This is a genomic window from Micromonospora sp. NPDC005806 (assembly GCF_042871425.1).
GTDB lineage: Bacteria > Actinomycetota > Actinomycetes > Mycobacteriales > Micromonosporaceae > Micromonospora.
In genome coordinates this window covers 106,385-123,977 of record NZ_JBIAIL010000006.1, presented here as the reverse complement: position 1 = coordinate 123,977, position 17,593 = coordinate 106,385, and the positions used below count along the sequence as shown (strand labels likewise).

Annotated in this window: 23 protein-coding genes; 22 read left to right on the top strand and 1 reads right to left on the bottom strand. The window is 75.1% G+C overall.

Annotation, left to right across the window (positions count from 1 at the left end; translation table 11 throughout):
• Nucleotides 1-5 precede the first annotated feature (5 nt).
• The 11 genes from ACFYOS_RS09590 to ACFYOS_RS09540 all read left to right on the top strand — a co-directional run bounded on the left by ACFYOS_RS09590 (nt 6) and on the right by ACFYOS_RS09540 (nt 9,478).
• The gene (locus ACFYOS_RS09590) at nt 6-311 is read left to right on the top strand and encodes a YggT family protein (protein WP_387137658.1); all 306 of its coding nucleotides are present in this window, start codon (nt 6-8) and stop codon (nt 309-311) included.
• A 41-nt stretch (nt 312-352) separates the two neighbouring features.
• Nucleotides 353-1,153: a DivIVA domain-containing protein gene (locus tag ACFYOS_RS09585; RefSeq protein ID WP_387137655.1), complete on the top strand. Its 801-nt coding sequence runs from the start codon at nt 353-355 to the stop codon at nt 1,151-1,153.
• Nucleotides 1,154-1,224: 71 nt separating this feature from the next.
• Nucleotides 1,225-1,917 carry a hypothetical protein gene (locus ACFYOS_RS09580; protein WP_387137652.1) on the top strand — a complete coding sequence of 231 codons (693 nt, stop codon included), beginning with the start codon at nt 1,225-1,227 and terminating at the stop codon, nt 1,915-1,917.
• A gap of 2 nt (nt 1,918-1,919) precedes the next feature.
• Nucleotides 1,920-2,219 carry a DUF167 domain-containing protein gene (locus ACFYOS_RS09575; protein WP_387137649.1) on the top strand — a complete coding sequence of 100 codons (300 nt, stop codon included), beginning with the start codon at nt 1,920-1,922 and terminating at the stop codon, nt 2,217-2,219.
• A 22-nt stretch (nt 2,220-2,241) separates the two neighbouring features.
• The gene (locus tag ACFYOS_RS09570; RefSeq protein ID WP_387137646.1) at nt 2,242-3,744 is read left to right on the top strand and encodes a potassium/proton antiporter; all 1,503 of its coding nucleotides are present in this window, start codon (nt 2,242-2,244) and stop codon (nt 3,742-3,744) included.
• 223 nt (nt 3,745-3,967) lie between these two features.
• Complete coding sequence (locus ACFYOS_RS09565) at nt 3,968-4,387, top strand: TraR/DksA C4-type zinc finger protein (RefSeq protein ID WP_046569752.1); 420 nt, start codon at nt 3,968-3,970, stop codon at nt 4,385-4,387.
• Nucleotides 4,388-4,455: 68 nt separating this feature from the next.
• On the top strand, nt 4,456-5,076 hold the full coding sequence (lspA, locus tag ACFYOS_RS09560; protein WP_387137643.1) for a signal peptidase II: 621 nt from the start codon (nt 4,456-4,458) through the stop codon (nt 5,074-5,076).
• Nucleotides 5,073-6,017 carry an RluA family pseudouridine synthase gene (locus tag ACFYOS_RS09555; RefSeq protein ID WP_387137640.1) on the top strand — a complete coding sequence of 315 codons (945 nt, stop codon included), beginning with the start codon at nt 5,073-5,075 and terminating at the stop codon, nt 6,015-6,017. The genes lspA and ACFYOS_RS09555 overlap by 4 nt, the downstream gene beginning before the upstream one ends.
• Before the next feature lie 33 nt (nt 6,018-6,050).
• Entirely contained in the window at nt 6,051-6,926 is an 876-nt protein-coding gene (locus tag ACFYOS_RS09550; protein ID WP_387137637.1) for a hypothetical protein, read from the top strand.
• 138 nt (nt 6,927-7,064) lie between these two features.
• Nucleotides 7,065-8,519 (top strand): ATPase, encoded by a 1,455-nt coding sequence (locus ACFYOS_RS09545; RefSeq protein WP_387137634.1) that lies wholly within the window; start codon nt 7,065-7,067, stop codon nt 8,517-8,519.
• Between the two features lie 47 nt (nt 8,520-8,566).
• Entirely contained in the window at nt 8,567-9,478 is a 912-nt protein-coding gene (locus ACFYOS_RS09540) for a DUF2567 domain-containing protein (RefSeq protein ID WP_387137630.1), read from the top strand.
• Here ACFYOS_RS09540 and ACFYOS_RS09535 read toward each other — a convergent pair.
• Nucleotides 9,444-10,148 carry an LON peptidase substrate-binding domain-containing protein gene (locus ACFYOS_RS09535; protein WP_387137627.1) on the bottom strand — a complete coding sequence of 235 codons (705 nt, stop codon included), beginning with the start codon at nt 10,146-10,148 and terminating at the stop codon, nt 9,444-9,446. The two genes, ACFYOS_RS09540 and ACFYOS_RS09535, sit on opposite strands and share 35 nt — an antisense overlap.
• Nucleotides 10,149-10,255: 107 nt before the next feature.
• Between ACFYOS_RS09535 and hisD the strand changes: the two genes are divergently transcribed.
• From hisD to ACFYOS_RS09480, 11 genes are all read left to right on the top strand, one after another.
• Complete coding sequence (hisD, locus tag ACFYOS_RS09530; RefSeq protein WP_387137623.1) at nt 10,256-11,578, top strand: histidinol dehydrogenase; 1,323 nt, start codon at nt 10,256-10,258, stop codon at nt 11,576-11,578.
• Nucleotides 11,575-12,651, top strand: a complete 1,077-nt coding sequence (locus ACFYOS_RS09525) for a histidinol-phosphate transaminase (protein ID WP_387137620.1) — start codon at nt 11,575-11,577, stop codon at nt 12,649-12,651. Before hisD ends, ACFYOS_RS09525 begins: the two co-directional genes overlap by 4 nt.
• Complete coding sequence (hisB, locus tag ACFYOS_RS09520) at nt 12,648-13,259, top strand: imidazoleglycerol-phosphate dehydratase HisB (RefSeq protein WP_387137617.1); 612 nt, start codon at nt 12,648-12,650, stop codon at nt 13,257-13,259. Before ACFYOS_RS09525 ends, hisB begins: the two co-directional genes overlap by 4 nt.
• Nucleotides 13,259-13,429 carry a hypothetical protein gene (locus ACFYOS_RS09515; protein WP_387137614.1) on the top strand — a complete coding sequence of 57 codons (171 nt, stop codon included), beginning with the start codon at nt 13,259-13,261 and terminating at the stop codon, nt 13,427-13,429. The genes hisB and ACFYOS_RS09515 overlap by 1 nt, the downstream gene beginning before the upstream one ends.
• On the top strand, nt 13,429-14,052 hold the full coding sequence (gene hisH / locus ACFYOS_RS09510) for an imidazole glycerol phosphate synthase subunit HisH (protein WP_387137611.1): 624 nt from the start codon (nt 13,429-13,431) through the stop codon (nt 14,050-14,052). The genes ACFYOS_RS09515 and hisH overlap by 1 nt, the downstream gene beginning before the upstream one ends.
• Nucleotides 14,053-14,095: 43 nt before the next feature.
• Entirely contained in the window at nt 14,096-14,419 is a 324-nt protein-coding gene (locus ACFYOS_RS09505) for a hypothetical protein (RefSeq protein WP_387137608.1), read from the top strand.
• A 15-nt stretch (nt 14,420-14,434) separates the two neighbouring features.
• On the top strand, nt 14,435-15,163 hold the full coding sequence (priA, locus tag ACFYOS_RS09500; protein WP_387137605.1) for a bifunctional 1-(5-phosphoribosyl)-5-((5-phosphoribosylamino)methylideneamino)imidazole-4-carboxamide isomerase/phosphoribosylanthranilate isomerase PriA: 729 nt from the start codon (nt 14,435-14,437) through the stop codon (nt 15,161-15,163).
• Complete coding sequence (locus ACFYOS_RS09495) at nt 15,160-15,552, top strand: RidA family protein (RefSeq protein ID WP_387137602.1); 393 nt, start codon at nt 15,160-15,162, stop codon at nt 15,550-15,552. The genes priA and ACFYOS_RS09495 overlap by 4 nt, the downstream gene beginning before the upstream one ends.
• 111 nt (nt 15,553-15,663) lie before the next feature.
• Nucleotides 15,664-16,107, top strand: a complete 444-nt coding sequence (locus tag ACFYOS_RS09490; RefSeq protein WP_387137599.1) for a MarR family winged helix-turn-helix transcriptional regulator — start codon at nt 15,664-15,666, stop codon at nt 16,105-16,107.
• 5 nt (nt 16,108-16,112) lie between these two features.
• A complete protein-coding gene (locus ACFYOS_RS09485; protein WP_387137921.1) occupies nt 16,113-16,538 on the top strand; it encodes an organic hydroperoxide resistance protein in 426 nt (141 codons plus the stop codon).
• A complete protein-coding gene (locus tag ACFYOS_RS09480) occupies nt 16,535-17,533 on the top strand; it encodes an NADP-dependent oxidoreductase (RefSeq protein ID WP_387137596.1) in 999 nt (332 codons plus the stop codon). The genes ACFYOS_RS09485 and ACFYOS_RS09480 overlap by 4 nt, the downstream gene beginning before the upstream one ends.
• Nucleotides 17,534-17,593 lie beyond the last annotated feature (60 nt).

The following is a 17,593-nucleotide window of genomic DNA, read 5'->3' as shown; positions in this document are numbered from 1 at the left end:
CTGCCGTGTTGTCGATCCTGTTCCAGGTGCTCTATCTGCTGGTGTACCTGTTCCTGCTTGTACTCTTGGCCCGATTTGTCCTCAGCGCGGTTCTGGCCTATGGTCGCCGCTGGCAACCGGGGCGGGGAGCGTCGGCCGGACTGGAATTGGTGTGGAGCGTCACTGATCCGCCCCTGCGCGCGTTGAGGCGTGTGATTCCACCACTGCGAATTGGTAGCGTGAGCGTCGACCTGGCCTCTCTTGTGCTCCTGGTTATCCTGTTCGTGCTGATGGAGTTCGTGTTAGGGCAGCTGATCAAAGCTTTCAGCTGATCAGCCTGCTTTCGCGGCCGCAACTGACCCGAGGAGTTTCGATGCCGCTGACCCCGGCCGACGTCCACAACGTCGCCTTCAAAAAGCCGCCGATCGGCAAGCGGGGGTATGACGAGGAGGAGGTCGACGCCTTCCTGGACGAGGTCGAGCGCGAGCTTGCCCGTCTGATCGAGGAGAACAACGAGCTGCGCGCCCAGGTGGAGCGCGGCGGTCGAGGCGGCGCGCCCGCCGGCCCCGGCGGCGACCCCCGCCTCGCGGCGGAGCTCAACGACGTCAAGGCCCAGCTCGACCGCGTGCAGCGCGACAAGGCGGCCGCCGACCAGGCGGCCCGCGCCATGCAGGCCGAGCTGGAGCAGGTCCGCGCCCAGGGTGGCCCGGCCGCCGGCCCGGACGGCGAGCAGCAGGCGCTGCGGGTGCTGATGATGGCCCAGCGCACCGCCGACGACCACGTGTCCGACGCCCGCCGCGAGGCCGACCAGCTGCTCTCCGAGGCCCGGTCCAAGGCCGAGGAGGTCACCCGCGAGGCGCGCGCCAAGGCCGACGCCCTCGAGCGGGACGCCCGCCAGCGGCACCAGGAGGCCATGGGCGGCCTGGACGCCAAGCGCACCGCGCTGCAGAAGCACATCGAGGAACTCAAGCAGTTCGAGCGCGAGTACCGCACCCGCCTCAAGGCGTACCTGGAGAGCCAGCTGCGCGACCTCGACGGCCGCGGCCAGGGCCTGGAGGCCGAGATGAACCACGAGGGCACCCGCGCCGCGGGCGGCAACAACGGCCTCGCCACCGCCGGCCTCGCCGGTTCCTACGGCGCCGGCCGCGCGGGCTCGCTCGAGTCCGGCCGCTGATCCCGCCGTCGGTGGCCGTCCCCGGACGGCCGCCGGCAGCGCAGACCGACACGACGCGGCGGGGGTGAGCCGTGATAGTCACCAGCATCCTGCTCATCCCCGTCGCGGTCGTGCTCCTGGTGGCCGGGCTGGCCGGTGGGTCCAGCCCGCTGCTGATCACCTCCATCGCGGCCAGCCTGCTGGCCGCCGTGGCCCTCGTCGCGGGCGCCCGCCAGGCGGCCGTCGCCCGGACCACGGCGGACCGGACCGACCGGTCGCGCCCCCGCACCGACCCGGGCGGCCCGCCGCCCGTGGAGCCGGAGATCCCGGTCCAGCACATCCCGTCGACGGTCGGCACCGGCGCACCCGGGTGGCGGCAACCACCCGAGCCGCCGGTCGCCGACCCGGCGTACTCCCCACGGGAGCCGGTCGTCGCGGATCCCTACCTGCCCCCGGACCCGCGGGCGCCGTTCCCCGACGACGCCGTCCCGGTGCCGGACGCCCCGGCGCCCACCTCGCCGGCCGCCGAGGGCCCGTACGACGCCGACCCGCCCGCGCAGTCCCTGTCGCCGGCGGAGGCCGCCCGGCTGTCCCGCCTCGACGACGAGGTCCGGGTGGTCGACGGGCATCCCCGGTTCCACCTGGCCGACTGCCCCCACCTGGTGGGCCGGGACGACGAACAGTTGCCCGTCGCCGAGGCGGTCGAGCTGGGCTTCACCCCGTGCGCCCGCTGCGCCCCGGCCACCGTCCTGCTCGCCGACCCGCCGCTGGGCCGATCGTGGTGACCATGGACGCCCCGCTCACCGTCGCGGTACGGGTGAAGCCCGGCGCCTCCCGGGCCCGGGTCGGCGGACGTTTCGACGGCCCGCACGGGCCGGCTCTGGTGATCGCGGTGAACGCGCCCGCGGTGGACGGGCGGGCCACCGAGGCGGCCCGGCGGGCGCTGGCGGGTGCCCTCGGCGTCCGGCCGGCGGCGGTCTCCCTGCGCGCCGGCGCGGCCAGCCGCGACAAGCTCTTCCTGATCGAGCGACCGGCCGCCGGGCTGCCCGACGTGTTGCGTCGGCTGCGCGACGGATCGGCCGAGTGAGGACCGCCCGGGCCGGTAGCGGATGACGCCCGGGCTGGATCTCGCACTGCTGCTCGGCGCGGCCGTCCTGCTCGTGGCGGTGGGCGCGGTGCGCTTCTCCACCCGGCTCGGGGTGCCGAGTCTCCTCGTCTACCTCGCGCTCGGGGTGGCGATCGGCGAGGCGGGCCTGGGCATCCGCTTCGACAACGTCGAGCTGACCCGGGTCCTCGGCTTCTGCGCCCTCATCGTGATCATCGCCGAGGGTGGCCTGAGCGCCCGGTGGAGCACGCTGCGCCCGGTGCTCGGGATGGCCGCGGCGCTCTCGACGGTGGGCGTGGTGGTCAGCATCGCGGTGGTCGGGGTCGTGGTGCACCTGCTGCTCGGCCTGGACTGGCGGCTGGCGCTGCTCTACGGCGCGGTGCTCTCCTCCACCGACGCGGCGGCCGTCTTCGCCACCCTGCGCCGGCTGCGTCTGCCGCCGCGCCTGGTGGCCACCCTCGAGGCCGAGTCGGGCATGAACGACGCCCCGGTGGTGATCCTGGTGCTGCTGCTCTCCCGGGGCGTGGCCGCCGCCCACCCCTGGTGGTACGACGTCCTCCTGGTCGGCTACGAGCTGGGCGTCGGCGCGGCCGTCGGGGTGGCCGCCGGCATCACCGGCCGGTACGCCATGCGCCGCGCCGCGCTGCCCTCGGCCGGCCTCTACCCGATCGCGGTGGTCGGCTTCACCGTGCTGGCGTACGCCGCCGGCTCGGTGCTGCACGCCTCCGGTTTCCTCGCCGTCTACGTCGCCGGGGTGCTGCTCGGCAACGCCCGCCTCCCGCACCGGCAGGCCATCCTCGGCTTCGCCGACGGGCTGGCCTGGCTGGCCCAGATCGGCCTGTTCGTCCTGCTGGGCCTGCTGGTGTCGCCGACCCGGCTGGGCGACGCGGTGCTGCCGGCCGTGGTGACCGGGCTGGCCCTGCTGCTGCTCGCCCGGCCGCTGTCGGTCGCGGTCTCCGCGCTGCCGTTCCGGTTCCCCCTGCGCGAGCAGCTCTTCCTCTCCTGGGCGGGGCTGCGCGGGGCGGTGCCGATCGTGCTGGCCACCATCCCGCTCTCCCTCCGGGTGCCCGGCGCGGACCGGCTCTTCGACGCCGTCTTCGTGCTGGTGGTGATCTTCACCTTGCTCCAGGCCGGGACGCTCGCCCCGGCGGCCCGCCGGCTCGGGGTCACCGCGCCCGCCGAGGCGGCCGAGATCCGGGTCGAGACGGCCCCGCTGGAACGGATGCGGGCCGATCTCCTCCAGATCGAGGTGCCGCCGGGGTCCCGGCTGAGCGGGGTGCACGTGGACGAGCTGCGCCTGCCGGTGGGCGCGTCGGTGACCCTGGTGCTGCGCGACGGGGCGGGGTTCGTGCCCGGCCCGGACACCCGGCTCAAGACCGGCGACAGCCTGCTCATCGTGACCACCGCCGAGGCGCGTGACGAGGCGGAGCGGCGGCTGCGCGCGGTGAGCCGCCGGGGCCGGTTGGCCCGGTGGTTTGGTGAGTACGGCGAGGACCGGGACGGTTGATCTGCTAGCGTTCCCTTTGCCCCGATTGGTGGCTGTTCGGGGCTGAATCGCGGTGCGACGGTGCGGCACGTTGTCGGACGCCTGTACGTTCCGTATTCTTGCCACCCTCCGGAGTGCGCGGCCTTCCTGGCCGCGCGCCCGTTCTGCACGTGGGGACGCCGAGGCGGGTGACCCCTGCCCAGGCACCGCCGACTGCCGCGGTACGCGGCCGAGGGAGCTGACGATGGCGAAGCCAGCCGACACCAAGACCGCCGGCCGCAAGCCGGTGGCGAAGGCCACCCGCAGCGCGGCGGAGACCGAGAAGATCCGGGCCGCCCTGGCGGCGCGGCGGGACGAGCTGAATGCCGAGTACGATCAGACGCTGAGCGAGATCACCGAGCTGCAGCGCGACCGGCTGACCGACTCGGCCGGGGACGACCAGGCCGACACCGGCACCAAGACGTTCGAGCGGGAGCAGGAGATCTCTCTCGCCAACAGCATCAAAGAGCGGATCACGCAGGTCGAGCGCGCCCTGGAGCGTCTCGACGAGGGCGGTTACGGCTGGTGCGAGCGGTGCGGCAACCCGATCCCGGTGGAGCGGCTCGCCGCGTTCCCGTCGGCCACCCTCTGCGTGACCTGCAAGCAGCTGGAGGAGCGGCGCTGACGCCCGCTCCCCAGCGGCCGTACGTCAGACGGTGAGCAGCACCGGCTGAGAGCGTCGATGGGGAGCAGATGACCGCAGCACCGCCCGCCGGGTCCGACACCGTCGAGTCGGGTGGCCGAACGCCCCGCCGCAAGGCGGTCGGGGTCCTGCTCGCCGTCGCCGTGATCGCGCTCCTCGCCGACCTCGTGACCAAGCAGCTGGCCCTGTCGTCGCTCACCGGCCGGGGCCCGGTGTCGCTGCTCGGCGGCACCGTCTACCTCACCCTGACCCGCAACAGCGGCGCGGCCTGGAGCATCGGCTCCGACCACACCTGGGTCTTCCCGCTGATCACCATCGGCGTGATCGCCTGGATCGGCTGGATGGCGCTGCGGCTGCGGTCGCTGCCGTGGGCCGTCTCGCTCGGGCTGGTGCTGGGCGGTGCCCTGGGCAACCTGACCGACCGGATCTTCCGCGCCCCCGGGCACTTCGTCGGCCACGTGGTCGACATGGTCAGCCTCTTCGACCCGTACGGGCAGGTCTGGCCGGTGTTCAACCTGGCCGACAGCTCCCTGGTCTGCGGGGTGGTCCTCGCGGTGCTGCTCGAGCTGACCGGCCGGCAGCGCGACGGCCGCCGGGCCGGCGCCGGGCCGACGCAGGCCGCGGAGTCCACCGAAGCGACCACCGGCGGCGAGCCGCGGGGGCGGGTGTGACCTCCGCCTTCGCCGCCGGCGGCGACCACCGTTCGCTGCCCGTCCCGGACGGCCTCGACGGCATGCGCCTGGACCAGGCCGTCTCCCGGCTCTTCGGGCTGTCCCGCACCGCCGCGGCGGGGCTGGTCGACGCCGGGGACGCGCTGGTCGACGGTGTGGCCCGGCCCAACTCGCACAAGGTCAAGGCGGGCTCCTGGCTGGACGTGACGCTGCCCGCGCCGGCCGCCCCGCCGACCGTGGTGCCGCAGGCCGTGCCGGGCCTGACCGTGGTCCACGCCGACGACGACATCGTCGTGGTGGACAAGCCGGTCGGCGTGGCCGCCCACCCCAGCCCCGGCTGGACCGGCCCGACGGTGATCGGTGCACTGGCCGGGATCGGCCACCGGATCTCCACCAGCGGCGCCGCCGAGCGGCAGGGCGTGGTGCACCGGCTCGACGTGGGCACCACCGGGATCATGGTGGTGGCCAAGAGCGAGCCGGCGTACACCGCGTTGAAGCGCGCCTTCAAGTACCGCGAGGTGGAGAAGCGCTACCACGCCGTGGTGCAGGGCCACCCCGACCCGCTGCGCGGCACCATCGACGCGCCGATCGACCGGCACCCGCACCACGACTACCGCTGGGCGGTGGTCTCCGGCGGCAAGCCGAGCATCACCCACTACGACACCCTCGAGGCGTTCCCGGCGGCCAGCCTGCTCGACGTGCGGCTGGAGACCGGGCGTACCCATCAGATCCGGGTGCACTTCTCCACGCTGCGGCACCCCTGCGTGGGCGACCTGACCTACGGCGCGGACCCGACCCTCTCGGCCCGGCTCGGGCTGGCCCGGCAGTGGCTGCACGCCCGCTCGCTGAGCTTCCTGCACCCGCGCACCGGTGCGGAGGTCACCTTCGTCAGCGAGTACCCGGACGACCTGGCCCGGGCGCTGGAGATCCTCCGCGACTGACGCCACCCGACCGACTCTCCGACGAGGGAAGCCGTGCCCGCCGACGTACCGCCGCGCCCGTCGCGGTCCGCAGCGCTCACCTGGATCGCCCTCGGGTGCGCGCTGGTGGTGCTGGTGGTCGCGGTCGTGCAGCGGCGCGACGAGCCGGCGGGCGACCGCACGGTGGGCGAGGTCACCCGGGTCGGCGTGGCCGACGGCGACCGTATCCCGGACTACCTGCGCGCCGCGTCGACCGAGCTGACCGCGCTCGCCACCCCGGCCAGCCCGGGACCGGGCGACTACGCCCTGGTCTCCTTCGCCGCGTACCTGACGCCCGCGCAGGCGGCCACCGCGCTGGGCGCCACGCCGGTCTCGGGGGTGGTCGCCCGGGTGCCGCTGCCGGGCCGGCAGACCGAGATCGTCCGGATCGCCGCGATGCGGGTCCCCGACGACGTGGTCGCCGGGATGGCCGAGGTGGCCGCGCGCAAGGACCGGGAGGCCGCCGACTACCGGGCCCGGGCCGCCGCCCCCGCGGCCTCCGCCGATCCCGAGCTGCACCGGGTGTACGTGACCGGTGCGGCGGTCGCGGCCCGGGAGGCGGCCGCCTACCGCGCCGGCTGCGCCTGCGTGTACGCCGCGGTGGTCCGGGACACCCCGGCGGCGCTGCGCGCCCTGGCCGGCCGATCCGGCGTCCGGGTGGTCGATCCGGCGCCGGAAATGGTGCGGCTGGATCGCACGGTGTTCTCCCCGCCGCTGCCGGAACAGCGGGACGTGGCCCGGCCGCCCGCCGACACCGCCCTGGCCGACCCCACCGGCGGTCCCGGGAAGGGCAGTTCGCCGGAAGCCGCACCGACGGTGAACGGATCCTCACCGGCACACGGCGGGGCCCCGGCCGCCCCCGGATCGCCGAATCCGGCTCCCACCTCCTGAGACGTGGCCGTCGGCGGCCGTCGCCCGGATCGGCGGTGAGGAGAGCCACCGGGGGATGTGCGCTCAGGGGTGTGGTCCGAATAGGGTTTCGTTCGTAGCCTGTCAGGCGGAGATCGATGGGCTGGGGGAGGCGGAGCCTTGGACGGCAGCGAGACCGGCTGGGGTCGGCAGGTTGAGCCGGCGCCGCGGTGGCGGGCGCTGTTCGACCGGGCCCGGCTCGGCGGCCGCGGCGCGGAGGAGAGCGAGGCGGAGCGCCGCGCCGACGAGGCGGCGCCGCCGCCCGCCGAGCAGATGCCCCGGCGTGCCGGCACCGGCTGGACCGGCCGGGCCCAGGCCGCCGGGCGACCGGGTGACCCGTCGTACGGCGCCGAGCCGTCGTACCGGGTCGAGGCGACCTACCGGGTGGAGCCCGCCTACCGGGTCGAGCCCGGCTACGGCGGCGAGCCGGCCTACCGGGCGGAGCCCGCGTACCGCAGCGAGCCGGACCACCGCGCCGAGCCGTCCTGGCGGGCCGAGCCGGCGTACCAGAGCGAGCCCGGCCAGCCGCAGCCGGAGCCGCGTGGCCGGGGCACCGCCTCCGTCGAGTCCCGCTACGCGCTGCTCGACAACGGCGGCTACCGGCCCGAGCCGCCCCCGGCGGAGTCCCGCTACGCGCTGCTCGAGCGGGGTCGCTACCAGCCGGACACTCTTCCGCCGGCCGAGCCGGCCTACCCGGAGCCGGTCGCGCCGGTCCCGACGTATCAGGCGGCGGCCCGGGTCGAGTGGCGCGCCCCGGGGCCGGAGAGCGAGCTGGAGCGGGCCGCCGGGGTGCTCCGCCGCGAGCTGGGCGGCCCCCGGGTGCTCGCCTTCGCCAACCCCAAGGGCGGCGTGCACAAGACCACCGCCACCGTGCTCGGCGCGGCCACCGTGGGCAGCGTCCGCGGGCGCGGCGTGCTCGCCTGGGACGACAACGAGCTGCGCGGCACCCTCGGCCTGCGCGCCGGCAGCGCCCGGCACGCCCGCACCATCCGGCACCTGGTCCACGACCTCGCGCAGATCGAGATCCTGGAGGGCGCCACCCTGCTGGAGCACCTCGACGACTACCTGCGGCACGCCTCCGACGGCTCGTACGACGTGCTCGCCGGCGAGGAGAGCCCCCGGTTCGCCCAGCGGCTGGACCAGTTCACCGTCAAGCGGGTGCTGGAGTTGCTGCGCCGCACCCACGAGGTGGTCTGCGTGGATACCGGCAACAACGTGGAGAGCCCGAACTGGCGGACCGTCATGCAGGCCGCCGACCAGCTCGTGGTCACCACCGTGCCGCGCGAGGACGCCGCGTTCAGCGCGGACTGGATGCTCGACCTGCTGCACGAGGTCGGGATGGGCGAGCTGGCCGACAACGCGGTCACCCTGATCTCCTGCCCGACGCCGGGGCGCAGCCCGCTCCAGGACGACCTGGAGCGGCACTTCGCCACTCGGACCCGGGCGGTCGCGGTGGTGCCGTACGACCCCGCGCTGGAGACCGGCTCCTCGATCGAATACCACCAGCTCCAGGCCGAGACCCGGCAGGCGTGGCTCAAGGCCGCCGCGGTGATGCTCGAACCGTTCACCCGCTGACCGCCACCGCCGCCCCGCGCCGGCCCGCCGCCTGAGAGGATCATCGGGTGACTCCGGACACCCCTGATTCCGAGCGGGCCGCCGACCGTCCCGGCGAGCCCGGTGCCGCCGACCGCCCGTCCGGCGGCCCGGAGGCGTCCCCGCGCCCCGCCCCGGACGCCGGCCGGCCCGACGCGCCCGCGCCCGGCGCCGGGCGTCCGGCCGGATCCGATGCGGCGGAGCACGACCTGCCCGACTGGCCTGCGGGCCTGCCGGTGCCCGCCGGCACCCCGGTCACCGCGCCCGGCGCGGACCCGCTCGCCGGGTACCCGGGGGTCGCCAGCATGGCGACCGCCAACGACCGCCCCGCCGGCCGGCTGCGGGCGGTCGGGACCACCCTCGTCGTCGCGCTCCTGCTGAGCGTGCTCGGTGCGCCGCTGGGACTGCTCTGGGCCGCGGTGGCGCCGGCCACCCCGGTGCAGAAGACCCCCGAGGGGGCGATCTACGCCACCACCCAGCCGGAGCAGCCGATCGCCGCCGACGGCTGGTTCAGCCTGCTCGGGCTCAGCTTCGGGGTGCTCGCCGCGATCGCGCTCTGGTTCGTGCTGCGCCGCCGCCGCGGCCCGCTCGACCTGTTCGCCGGGGCGCTGGGCGGCCTCGGCGCGGCGGTGCTGGCCTGGCGGCTCGGCCGCCGCATCGGGCTCGGCACCTACCACCGGCTGCTGGCCACCGCGCCGGACGGGACGTTCTTCACCAAGCCGGCCGACCTGCGCGCGGGCGGGGTGGACTGGTATCTCGGTGTGCTTCCCGTGCCACACGGCAACCTGTTGCTGCCCGCGTTCGGGGTGACCGTGACGTACACCCTGCTGGCGGGCTGGTCGCGGTGGTCGTCGCTGCGTCCGGAGCCGGAGCCTGACGGCGGCTGGCCGCCGGCCGGCCCCGGGATCAGTTCGGCACCGGGGGACCAGCCAGCTCGCTGAGCGGCACCGGGACGGCCCGGACCTGACGCAGCAGGGCCGTCTCCCGGTTGAGCAGCCGCAGCTCGGCCCGGAGCCGGGCGGCGGTGTCGTCGATGGCGAGCAGCCGCTGCCGGTCGGCGACGGTCAGCGCGGCGGTCGCGGCGACCAGGTGCGACAGCACGGTGGGATCCTCCGGCAGCTGCTCGGAGATCTCCTGCGGGTCGGGCCGGATCAGGCCGAGGTACTGGCGGAACACCGAGATCACCCGGGCGGCGAGCAGGCCGGCGACCTCGTCGGTGCCGGCCGGCTCCGGCAGCCACTCCACCGCCGCGGTCAGGTACGGCGCGGCGCCCTCGTCCACCTCGGCGATCCGGAACCGCCGCCGCCCCACGGTGACGATGTCGAACCCGCCGTCGGCCAGCTCGGTGACCTGCCGCAGCTCCGCGGTGCAGCCCACCTCGTGCAGCGTGACCTCCCCACCGCCGAGGGCGGGCCGGCCCGGCGGCCCGGCCGGGGCGGCCTCCCAGCCGGCCTGGATCGCCACCACCCCGAACTCCCGGGGCGCGCCCTCCGGCAGCCCGACCAGGTGGCGCACCAGCGCCCGGTAGCGCTCCTCGAAGATGTGCAGCGGGAGGACCAGCCCGGGGAAGAGGACCGTCCCGAGCGGGAACACCGGCAGCCGTGCGGTCACGGGTCCGAGGGTATCCCGATGGCGCCCGCCCGGCGTGTCCCGGCTCACCGTCCCGGCCTACGGGCGGCACGGGCCGGGTCGGTGGCGGGCCGCCTAGACTCGCAAGGGTGCTGAATCGGATCGACCTGCGCGGCGGGGTGCGCGACCCGCGCCGCCTGCTGCCCCGTGCCCAGCTCGACGTCTCCGTGGCCGTCGAGCGGATCCGCCCCCTCGTGGAGGCGGTCCGGGAGCATGGATACCCGGCGATCCGCGAGGCGAGCGAACGGTTCGACGGCGTCTCCCCGGAGCGCCTGCGGGTGCCCGTGGAGACCATCCGGGCCGCCGAGGACACCCTCGACCCGCAGGTGCGGGCCGCGCTGCTGGAGTCGATCACCCGGGCCCGCAAGGTGCACGCCGACCAGCGCCGCACCGACCACACCACGCGGGTGGTGCCGGGCGGCACGGTGACCGAGCGCTGGGTGCCGGTCGACCGGGTCGGCCTCTACGTGCCCGGCGGCCTGGCCATGTATCCGTCGACCGTGGTGATGAACGTGGTCCCCGCCCAGGCGGCCGGGGTGCGCTCGCTGGTGGTGGCCAGCCCGCCGCAGAAGGACAACGGCGGCCTGCCCGACCAGCGGGTCCTGGCTGCCTGCGCGCTGCTCGGCGTCGACGAGGTCTACGCGGTCGGCGGCGCCCAGGCGGTGGCCATGCTGGCCTACGGCGCGACGGTCGACCCGGACGGCGCCGAGCGCTGCGAGCCGGTCGACATGATCACCGGCCCGGGCAACATCTGGGTCACCGCCGCCAAGCGGCTGCTGCGCGGCGTGGTCGGCATCGACGCCGAGGCCGGCCCCACCGAGATCGCCATCCTCGCCGACGACACCGCCGACCCGGCGCACGTCGCCGCCGACCTGATCAGCCAGGCCGAGCACGACCCCCTCGCCGCCAGCGTGCTGGTCACCCCGTCGGTGGCGCTGGCCGACGCGGTCGACGCGGAGTTGGCCCGGCAGGTGCCGGCGGCCAAGCACGCCGAGCGGATCGGCACCGCGCTGCGCGGTGAGCAGAGTGGCGTGGTCCTGGTCGACGACCTCGAGGCGGGGCTGCGGGTGGTCGACGCGTACGCGGCCGAGCACCTGGAGATCCAGACCGCGGACGCCCGGGAGTGGGCGCTGCGGGTCCGCAACGCCGGGGCGGTCTTCGTCGGCGCCTGGTCGCCGGTGTCGCTCGGCGACTACTGCGCCGGCTCCAACCACGTGCTGCCCACCGGCGGCTGCGCGCGGCACTCCTCCGGGCTGTCCGTGCAGTCCTTCCTGCGCGGGATCCACCTCGTGGAGTACAGGCGCGACGCGCTGCGCGAGGTGGCCCCGCACGTGGTCACCCTGTCCGGGGTCGAGGACCTGCCGGCCCACGGCCAGGCCGTCAGCGTGCGCTTCGCGGGGGACGGGTCGTGACGACGCTGGGCGACCTTCCGCTCCGCGACGACCTGCGGGGCCTGACGCCGTACGGGGCGCCGCAGCTCGACGTGCCGGTCCGGCTGAACACCAACGAGAACTCCTATCCGGTGCCCGAGCCGGTGGTGGAGGCGATCGGCAAGGCCCTCGCGGCCGAGCTGCGCGACCTCAACCGCTACCCGGACCGGGACGCCGTCGCGCTCCGCGCCGACCTGGCCGGATACCTCGGCCACGGGCTCACCGTCGACCAGGTCTGGGCGGCCAACGGCTCCAACGAGATCCAGCAGCAGCTGCTCCAGGCGTTCGGTGGTCCCGGGCGGATCGCGCTCGGCTTCACCCCGGCCTACTCGATGCACCCGCTGCTGGCGCTCGGCACCGGCACCGGCTGGATCCCGGGCACCCGCGGCGCCGACTTCGGGCTGACCGCCGCCGACGCGGTCGCCCAGGTCCGGGCGCACCGGCCCGACGTGGTGTTTCTCTGTTCGCCGAACAACCCGACCGGCACCGCGCTCGACCCGGCCGTGGTCGCCGCCGTGCTGGCCGAGGCGCCCGGCATGGTGGTCGTCGACGAGGCGTACGCCGAGTTCGCCCGGCCGGGCACGGTCAGCGCGCTCGCCGTGCTGCCCGACCACCCCCGGCTGGTGGTCACCCGCACGATGAGCAAGGCGTTCGGCTTCGCCGGTGGGCGGCTCGGCTACCTGGCCGCCGACCCGGCCGTGGTGCAGGCGGTGCAGCTCGTTCGGCTGCCGTACCACCTCTCCGCGCTCACCCAGGCCGCCGCCCGCGCGGCGCTGGCGCACCGCTACGCCCTGCTCGGCACGGTCGCCGCGATCATGGAGCAGCGGGACCGGATCGTCGCCGAGCTGCGCGCCCGGGGGCACCGGGTCGCTGACAGCGACGCCAACTTCGTGCTGTTCGAGGTCGGTGGCGACCAGTCCGGCGCCTGGCGCCGGCTGCTCGACGCCGGCGTGCTGGTCCGCGACGTCGGCCTGCCCGGTTGGCTGCGGGTCACCGCCGGCACCCCCGCCGAGACCGACGCCTTCCTTTCCGCCATGGAGAAGCTGCCACAATGAGTCGCACCGCCCGGATCGAGCGGGTCACCAAGGAGACCAAGGTCCTCGTCGAGATCGACCTCGACGGCACCGGCAAGGCCGACATCGAGACCGGCGTCGGCTTCTACGACCACATGCTGAACCAGATCGCCCGGCACGGCGGCTTCGACCTGACCGTGCACACCATGGGCGACCTGGAGATCGACGCCCACCACACCATGGAGGACACCGCGCTCGCCCTGGGTGCCGCGTTCGACCAGGCGCTGGGGGACAAGGCCGGCATCCGGCGGTACGGCTCGGCCACCGTCCCGATGGACGAGGTCCTGGTCCGGGCCGCGGTCGACCTCTCCGGCCGGCCGTACGTGGTGCACGACGAGCCGGTGCTCGCGCCGTACATCGGGCCGGTCTACCCGACCAGCATGACCCGGCACATCTGGGAGTCGTTCGGTCAGGCGGCCCGGATCACCCTGCACGTGGACGTGCTGCGGGCGGCCCGTCCGGGCGGCCACCCGGACGCCCACCACGTGGTCGAGGCGCAGTTCAAGGCGGTTTCCCGGGCGCTGCGCGAGGCCACCGCGATCGACCCGCGCAACGCGGGCGCGATCCCCAGCACGAAGGGCGCGCTGTGATGGGGCGGGTGCTGCCGACGCTGTTGCTGGTCCTGGCCGGGGTGCTGGTGGGCGGCACGTGGTCGTTGTACAAGCAGGACGCGTCGCGCGGGGCGGTGGTGGTCACCGGGCTGCTGGCCGCGCTGGCCACCGCCGGCGGGCTGCTCTGGCTGCTCGGCGGGGAGGGCTGATGGGCAGGCGTGTGGTGGTGCTCGACTACGGCTCGGGCAACCTGCGGTCGGCCGAGCGCGCCCTGGAGCGGGCCGGCGCCGACGTCACCGTGACCGACGACCTGGCCGCCGCCGCCGAGGCCGAGGGCCTGGTGGTGCCGGGCGTCGGCGCGTTCGCCGCCTGCATGGCCGGGATCGAGGCGCTGGGCGCCGGCCCGGTCATCGCGGAGCGGGTGGGAGCCGGCCGCCCGGTGCTCGGCATCTGCGTCGGGATGCAGGTGCTCTTCGAGCACGGCGACGAGCACGGCGTGGTGACCAAGGGGCTCGGGCTGCTGCCCGGCGGGGTGACGAAGCTGCCCGCCCAGCGGCTGCCGCACATGGGCTGGAACACCGTCGACGCCCCGCGGGGCTCGGTGCTCTTCGCCGGCCTGCCGGCCGACGCCCGGTTCTACTTTGTCCACTCGTACGGGGTGACCGACGTGGCCGGGCTGACCGCGGCCGGGGCCGCCGTCACCACGGCGCGGCACGGCGCCGACTTTGTCGCCGCGGTGGAGCGGGGTCCGCTTTCGGCGGCCCAGTTCCACCCGGAGAAGTCGGCCGACACCGGTGCCGCGCTGCTGCGCAACTGGCTCGTCACGCTGTGAGCGCACGTAGCGGAGCCCCGCGGTCACGAACGATGGGGGCGCGGTGAGCAAGGAGCGGGCCCGCCGCCGGGAGGCGCGCCAGGCCGAGTTGGCGGCCGAGCGGGCGGCCCGCGCCCGCAAGGTGGCCCGCCGGGAGCGGTGCCGTGCCGTGGTACGCCGGCTGACGCCGACGCTGCGGCGGGGCCGGACCGGCCGGCTGCACCGGCACACCCGGGGCGAGCGGGCGGCGATCGTGCTGCTCACCGGGGCGGCGCTGGCCGGTATCTGGAGTTTCGTCGATGACCTGGCGCTGCGGCTGGCGCTGGTCGTGCTGTTGCTGCTGGTCCTGCCGGCGATCGTGGTGATCGCCCTGGACCGGCGTACCTGAAGCGAGGAGAAGAGCGTGAGCCTCACCCTGTTGCCCGCCGTGGACGTCGCCGACGGCCAGGCCGTCCGGCTCGTGCAGGGCGCCGCCGGCAGCGAGACCGCCTACGGCGACCCCTTGGAGGCGGCCCTCGCCTGGCAGTCCGACGGCGCCGAGTGGATCCACCTGGTCGACCTGGACGCCGCCTTCGGTCGGGGCTCCAACGCCGCGCTGCTCGCCGACGTGGTGGGGAAGCTGGACGCCAAGGTGGAGCTCTCCGGCGGGATCCGCGACGACGGGTCGCTGCGCGCCGCGCTGGCCACCGGGGCGGCCCGGGTCAACATCGGCACCGCCGCGCTGGAGGACCCGGAGTGGTGCGACCGGATCTGCGGCGAGTACGGCGACCGGGTGGCGATCGGGCTGGACGTACGCGGCCGCACCCTTGCCGCGCGCGGCTGGACCCGTGAGGGCGGCGACCTGTACGAGGTGCTGGCTCGGCTGGACAAGGCCGGCGCCTCCCGGTACGTCGTCACCGACATCACCAAGGACGGCACCATGCGCGGGCCGAACCTGGATCTGCTGCGCGAGGTCTGCGCCCGCACCGACGCTCCGGTGATCGCCTCCGGCGGCGTCTCCACCCTGGACGACCTGCGTGCCCTGGCCACCCTCGAGCCGGTCGGCGTGGCGGGCGTGATCGCCGGCAAGGCGCTGTACGCGGGCGCGTTCACCGTCGCCGAGGCGCTCGCGACCCTGCGGGCCGCCGCGTGACGGCCGTCACCCGCCTCGGCTCGGGCGGCCCTTGGGAGGCCCGGTTCGGCTACTCGCGGGTGGTCCGGGTCGGGGACCTGGCGATCACCGCCGGTTGCACCTCAACGGTCGACGGCCAGGTGGCGCACGTGGGGGACGCCGCGGCGCAGACCGCGCAGGCGCTGCGGATCGGCCTGGACGCGCTCGCCGAGGTGGGTGCCGGGCCGGCCGACGTGATCCGGACCCGGATGTACGTGACCGACCGGCGCCACGCCGACGAGGTCGGCCGGGCCCACAACGCGGTGTTCGGTGCGGTCCGCCCGGTGGCGACGATGGTGGTGGTGGCCGGGCTGATCGACCCGGAGCACCTGGTCGAGGTGGAGCTGGAGGCGTACCTCGCGGACCGCTGAGTCGGCCGGCTCGCCGGCGGCGGACGTGTCCGTCCGGTCCACGACGGTGGGCATGGTCACGTCGAGGCAAATAGATTGTGCACAACTCAATTGGTCGCTACTGTTCGGGGCGTGACCGATGACCTGGTGCTGCGCCGGCAGGTGTGCTTCGCCCTCTACGCGGCGTCGCGCGCCCTCACCGACGTCTACCGGCCCATCCTCGACGAGCACGGCCTGACCTACCCGCAGTACCTGGTGCTGCTGGTGCTCTGGGAGCGCGGCGACGCCGCCACGGTCTCCGAGCTGGGCAACCGGCTCCGGCTGGACTCCGGCACCCTCTCCCCCCTGCTCAAGCGGCTGGAGTCGGCCGGTCTGCTGGTGCGCGCCCGCTCCGCGCGGGACGAGCGCCGGGTCGAGGTGAGCCTCACCGAGCAGGGCCGGGCCCTGCGGGAGCGGATGGACGAGGTGCCGCGGCGGGTGGCCCGGGCCACCGGCCTCGCGGAGGCCGAGCTGGTCGCCCTGCGCGACACCCTCACCCGGGTCACCGAGACGATCCACCGACAGAAGGAGCAGTGACCACCATGCAGGTGCTCTACACCGCGTCCGCGCAGGCGACCGGGGACGGCCGGGACGGCCACGTCCGCACCTCTGACGGCACCCTCGAGCTGGACCTGGCGATCCCGAAGGAGATGGGCGGCGCCGGGGGCGCGGCCAACCCCGAGCAGCTCTTCGCCGCCGGCTACGCGGCCTGCTTCCACTCCGCGCTGCGGCTCGTCGCCCGCCGGGCGAAGGCGGACGTCTCCGGGTCGGTCGTCGAGGCCGAGGTGGGCATCGGCCCGAACGGCAGCGGTGGCTTCGGCCTGACCGTCACCCTCGTGGTGGACCTGCCCGCCGTCGAGCGGACCGCCGCCGAGCAGCTCGTCGCGCAGGCCCACCAGGTCTGCCCGTACTCGAACGCGACCCGGGGCAACATCGAGGTCGCCCTCACCGTACGGGCGGCGCGATGAGCGCCAACCGTGAGGTCCACCTGGCCTCCCGCCCGCAGGGCTGGCCGACCGGGGACAACTTCCGTCTCGTCACCACCGAGGTGCCGAACCCGGGTCCGGGCCAGATCGTGGTCCGCAACCAGTTCATGTCGGTCGACCCGTACATGCGCGGCCGGATGAACGACGTGAAGTCGTACGTGCCGCCGTTCCGGCTCGACGCCCCGCTCGACGGCGGCGCGGTCGGCGAGGTGGTGGCCAGCGAGGCCGACGGATTCAAGCCGGGTGACACCGTGCTGCACGGTCTCGGCTGGCGCGAGTACGCGCTGCTCGACGCCACGGCGGCCCGCAAGGTCGACCCGAGCCTCGCCCCGGTCAGCGCGTACCTGGGCGTGCTCGGCATGACCGGGCTCACCGCGTACGCCGGTCTGCTCGACGTGGCCGCCATGAAGCCCGGCGAGACCGTCTTCGTCTCCGGCGCGGCGGGCGCGGTGGGCAGCATGGTCGGCCAGATCGCCAGGCTGCGGGGCGCGGCCCGGGTGGTCGGCAGCGCCGGCTCGCCAGCCAAGGTCGAGCGGCTCAGGGCGCTCGGCTTCGACGCCGCCTTCGACTACCACGACGGCTCGGTGCGGGACTCGCTCAAGGCCGCCGCGCCGGACGGCATCGACGTCTACTTCGACAACGTCGGCGGCGAGCACCTGGAGGCCGCCATCGGCGCGATGAACCTGCACGGCCGGGCCGCCATCTGCGGCATGATCGCGCAGTACAACTCCACCGAGCCGCCCGCCGCCCCGCGCAACCTGGCGCTGCTGATCGGCAAGCGGCTGACCCTGCGCGGCTTCCTGGTTGGCGACCACGGCCACCTGCGCGAGCAGTTCGTCCAGGAGATGGCCGGCTGGCTGCGCGACGGGAAGCTCTCGTACGACGAGACGGTGGTCGACGGCATCGAGAACGCCCCGGACGCGTTCCTCGGCATGCTGCGCGGCGAGAACCTCGGCAAGATGCTCGTGCGGGTGTGACCCGGGACTCGTTCACGGCGGTCGGCCCGTTCGGGGTCGGCCGCCGTGCCGGACGCGTTG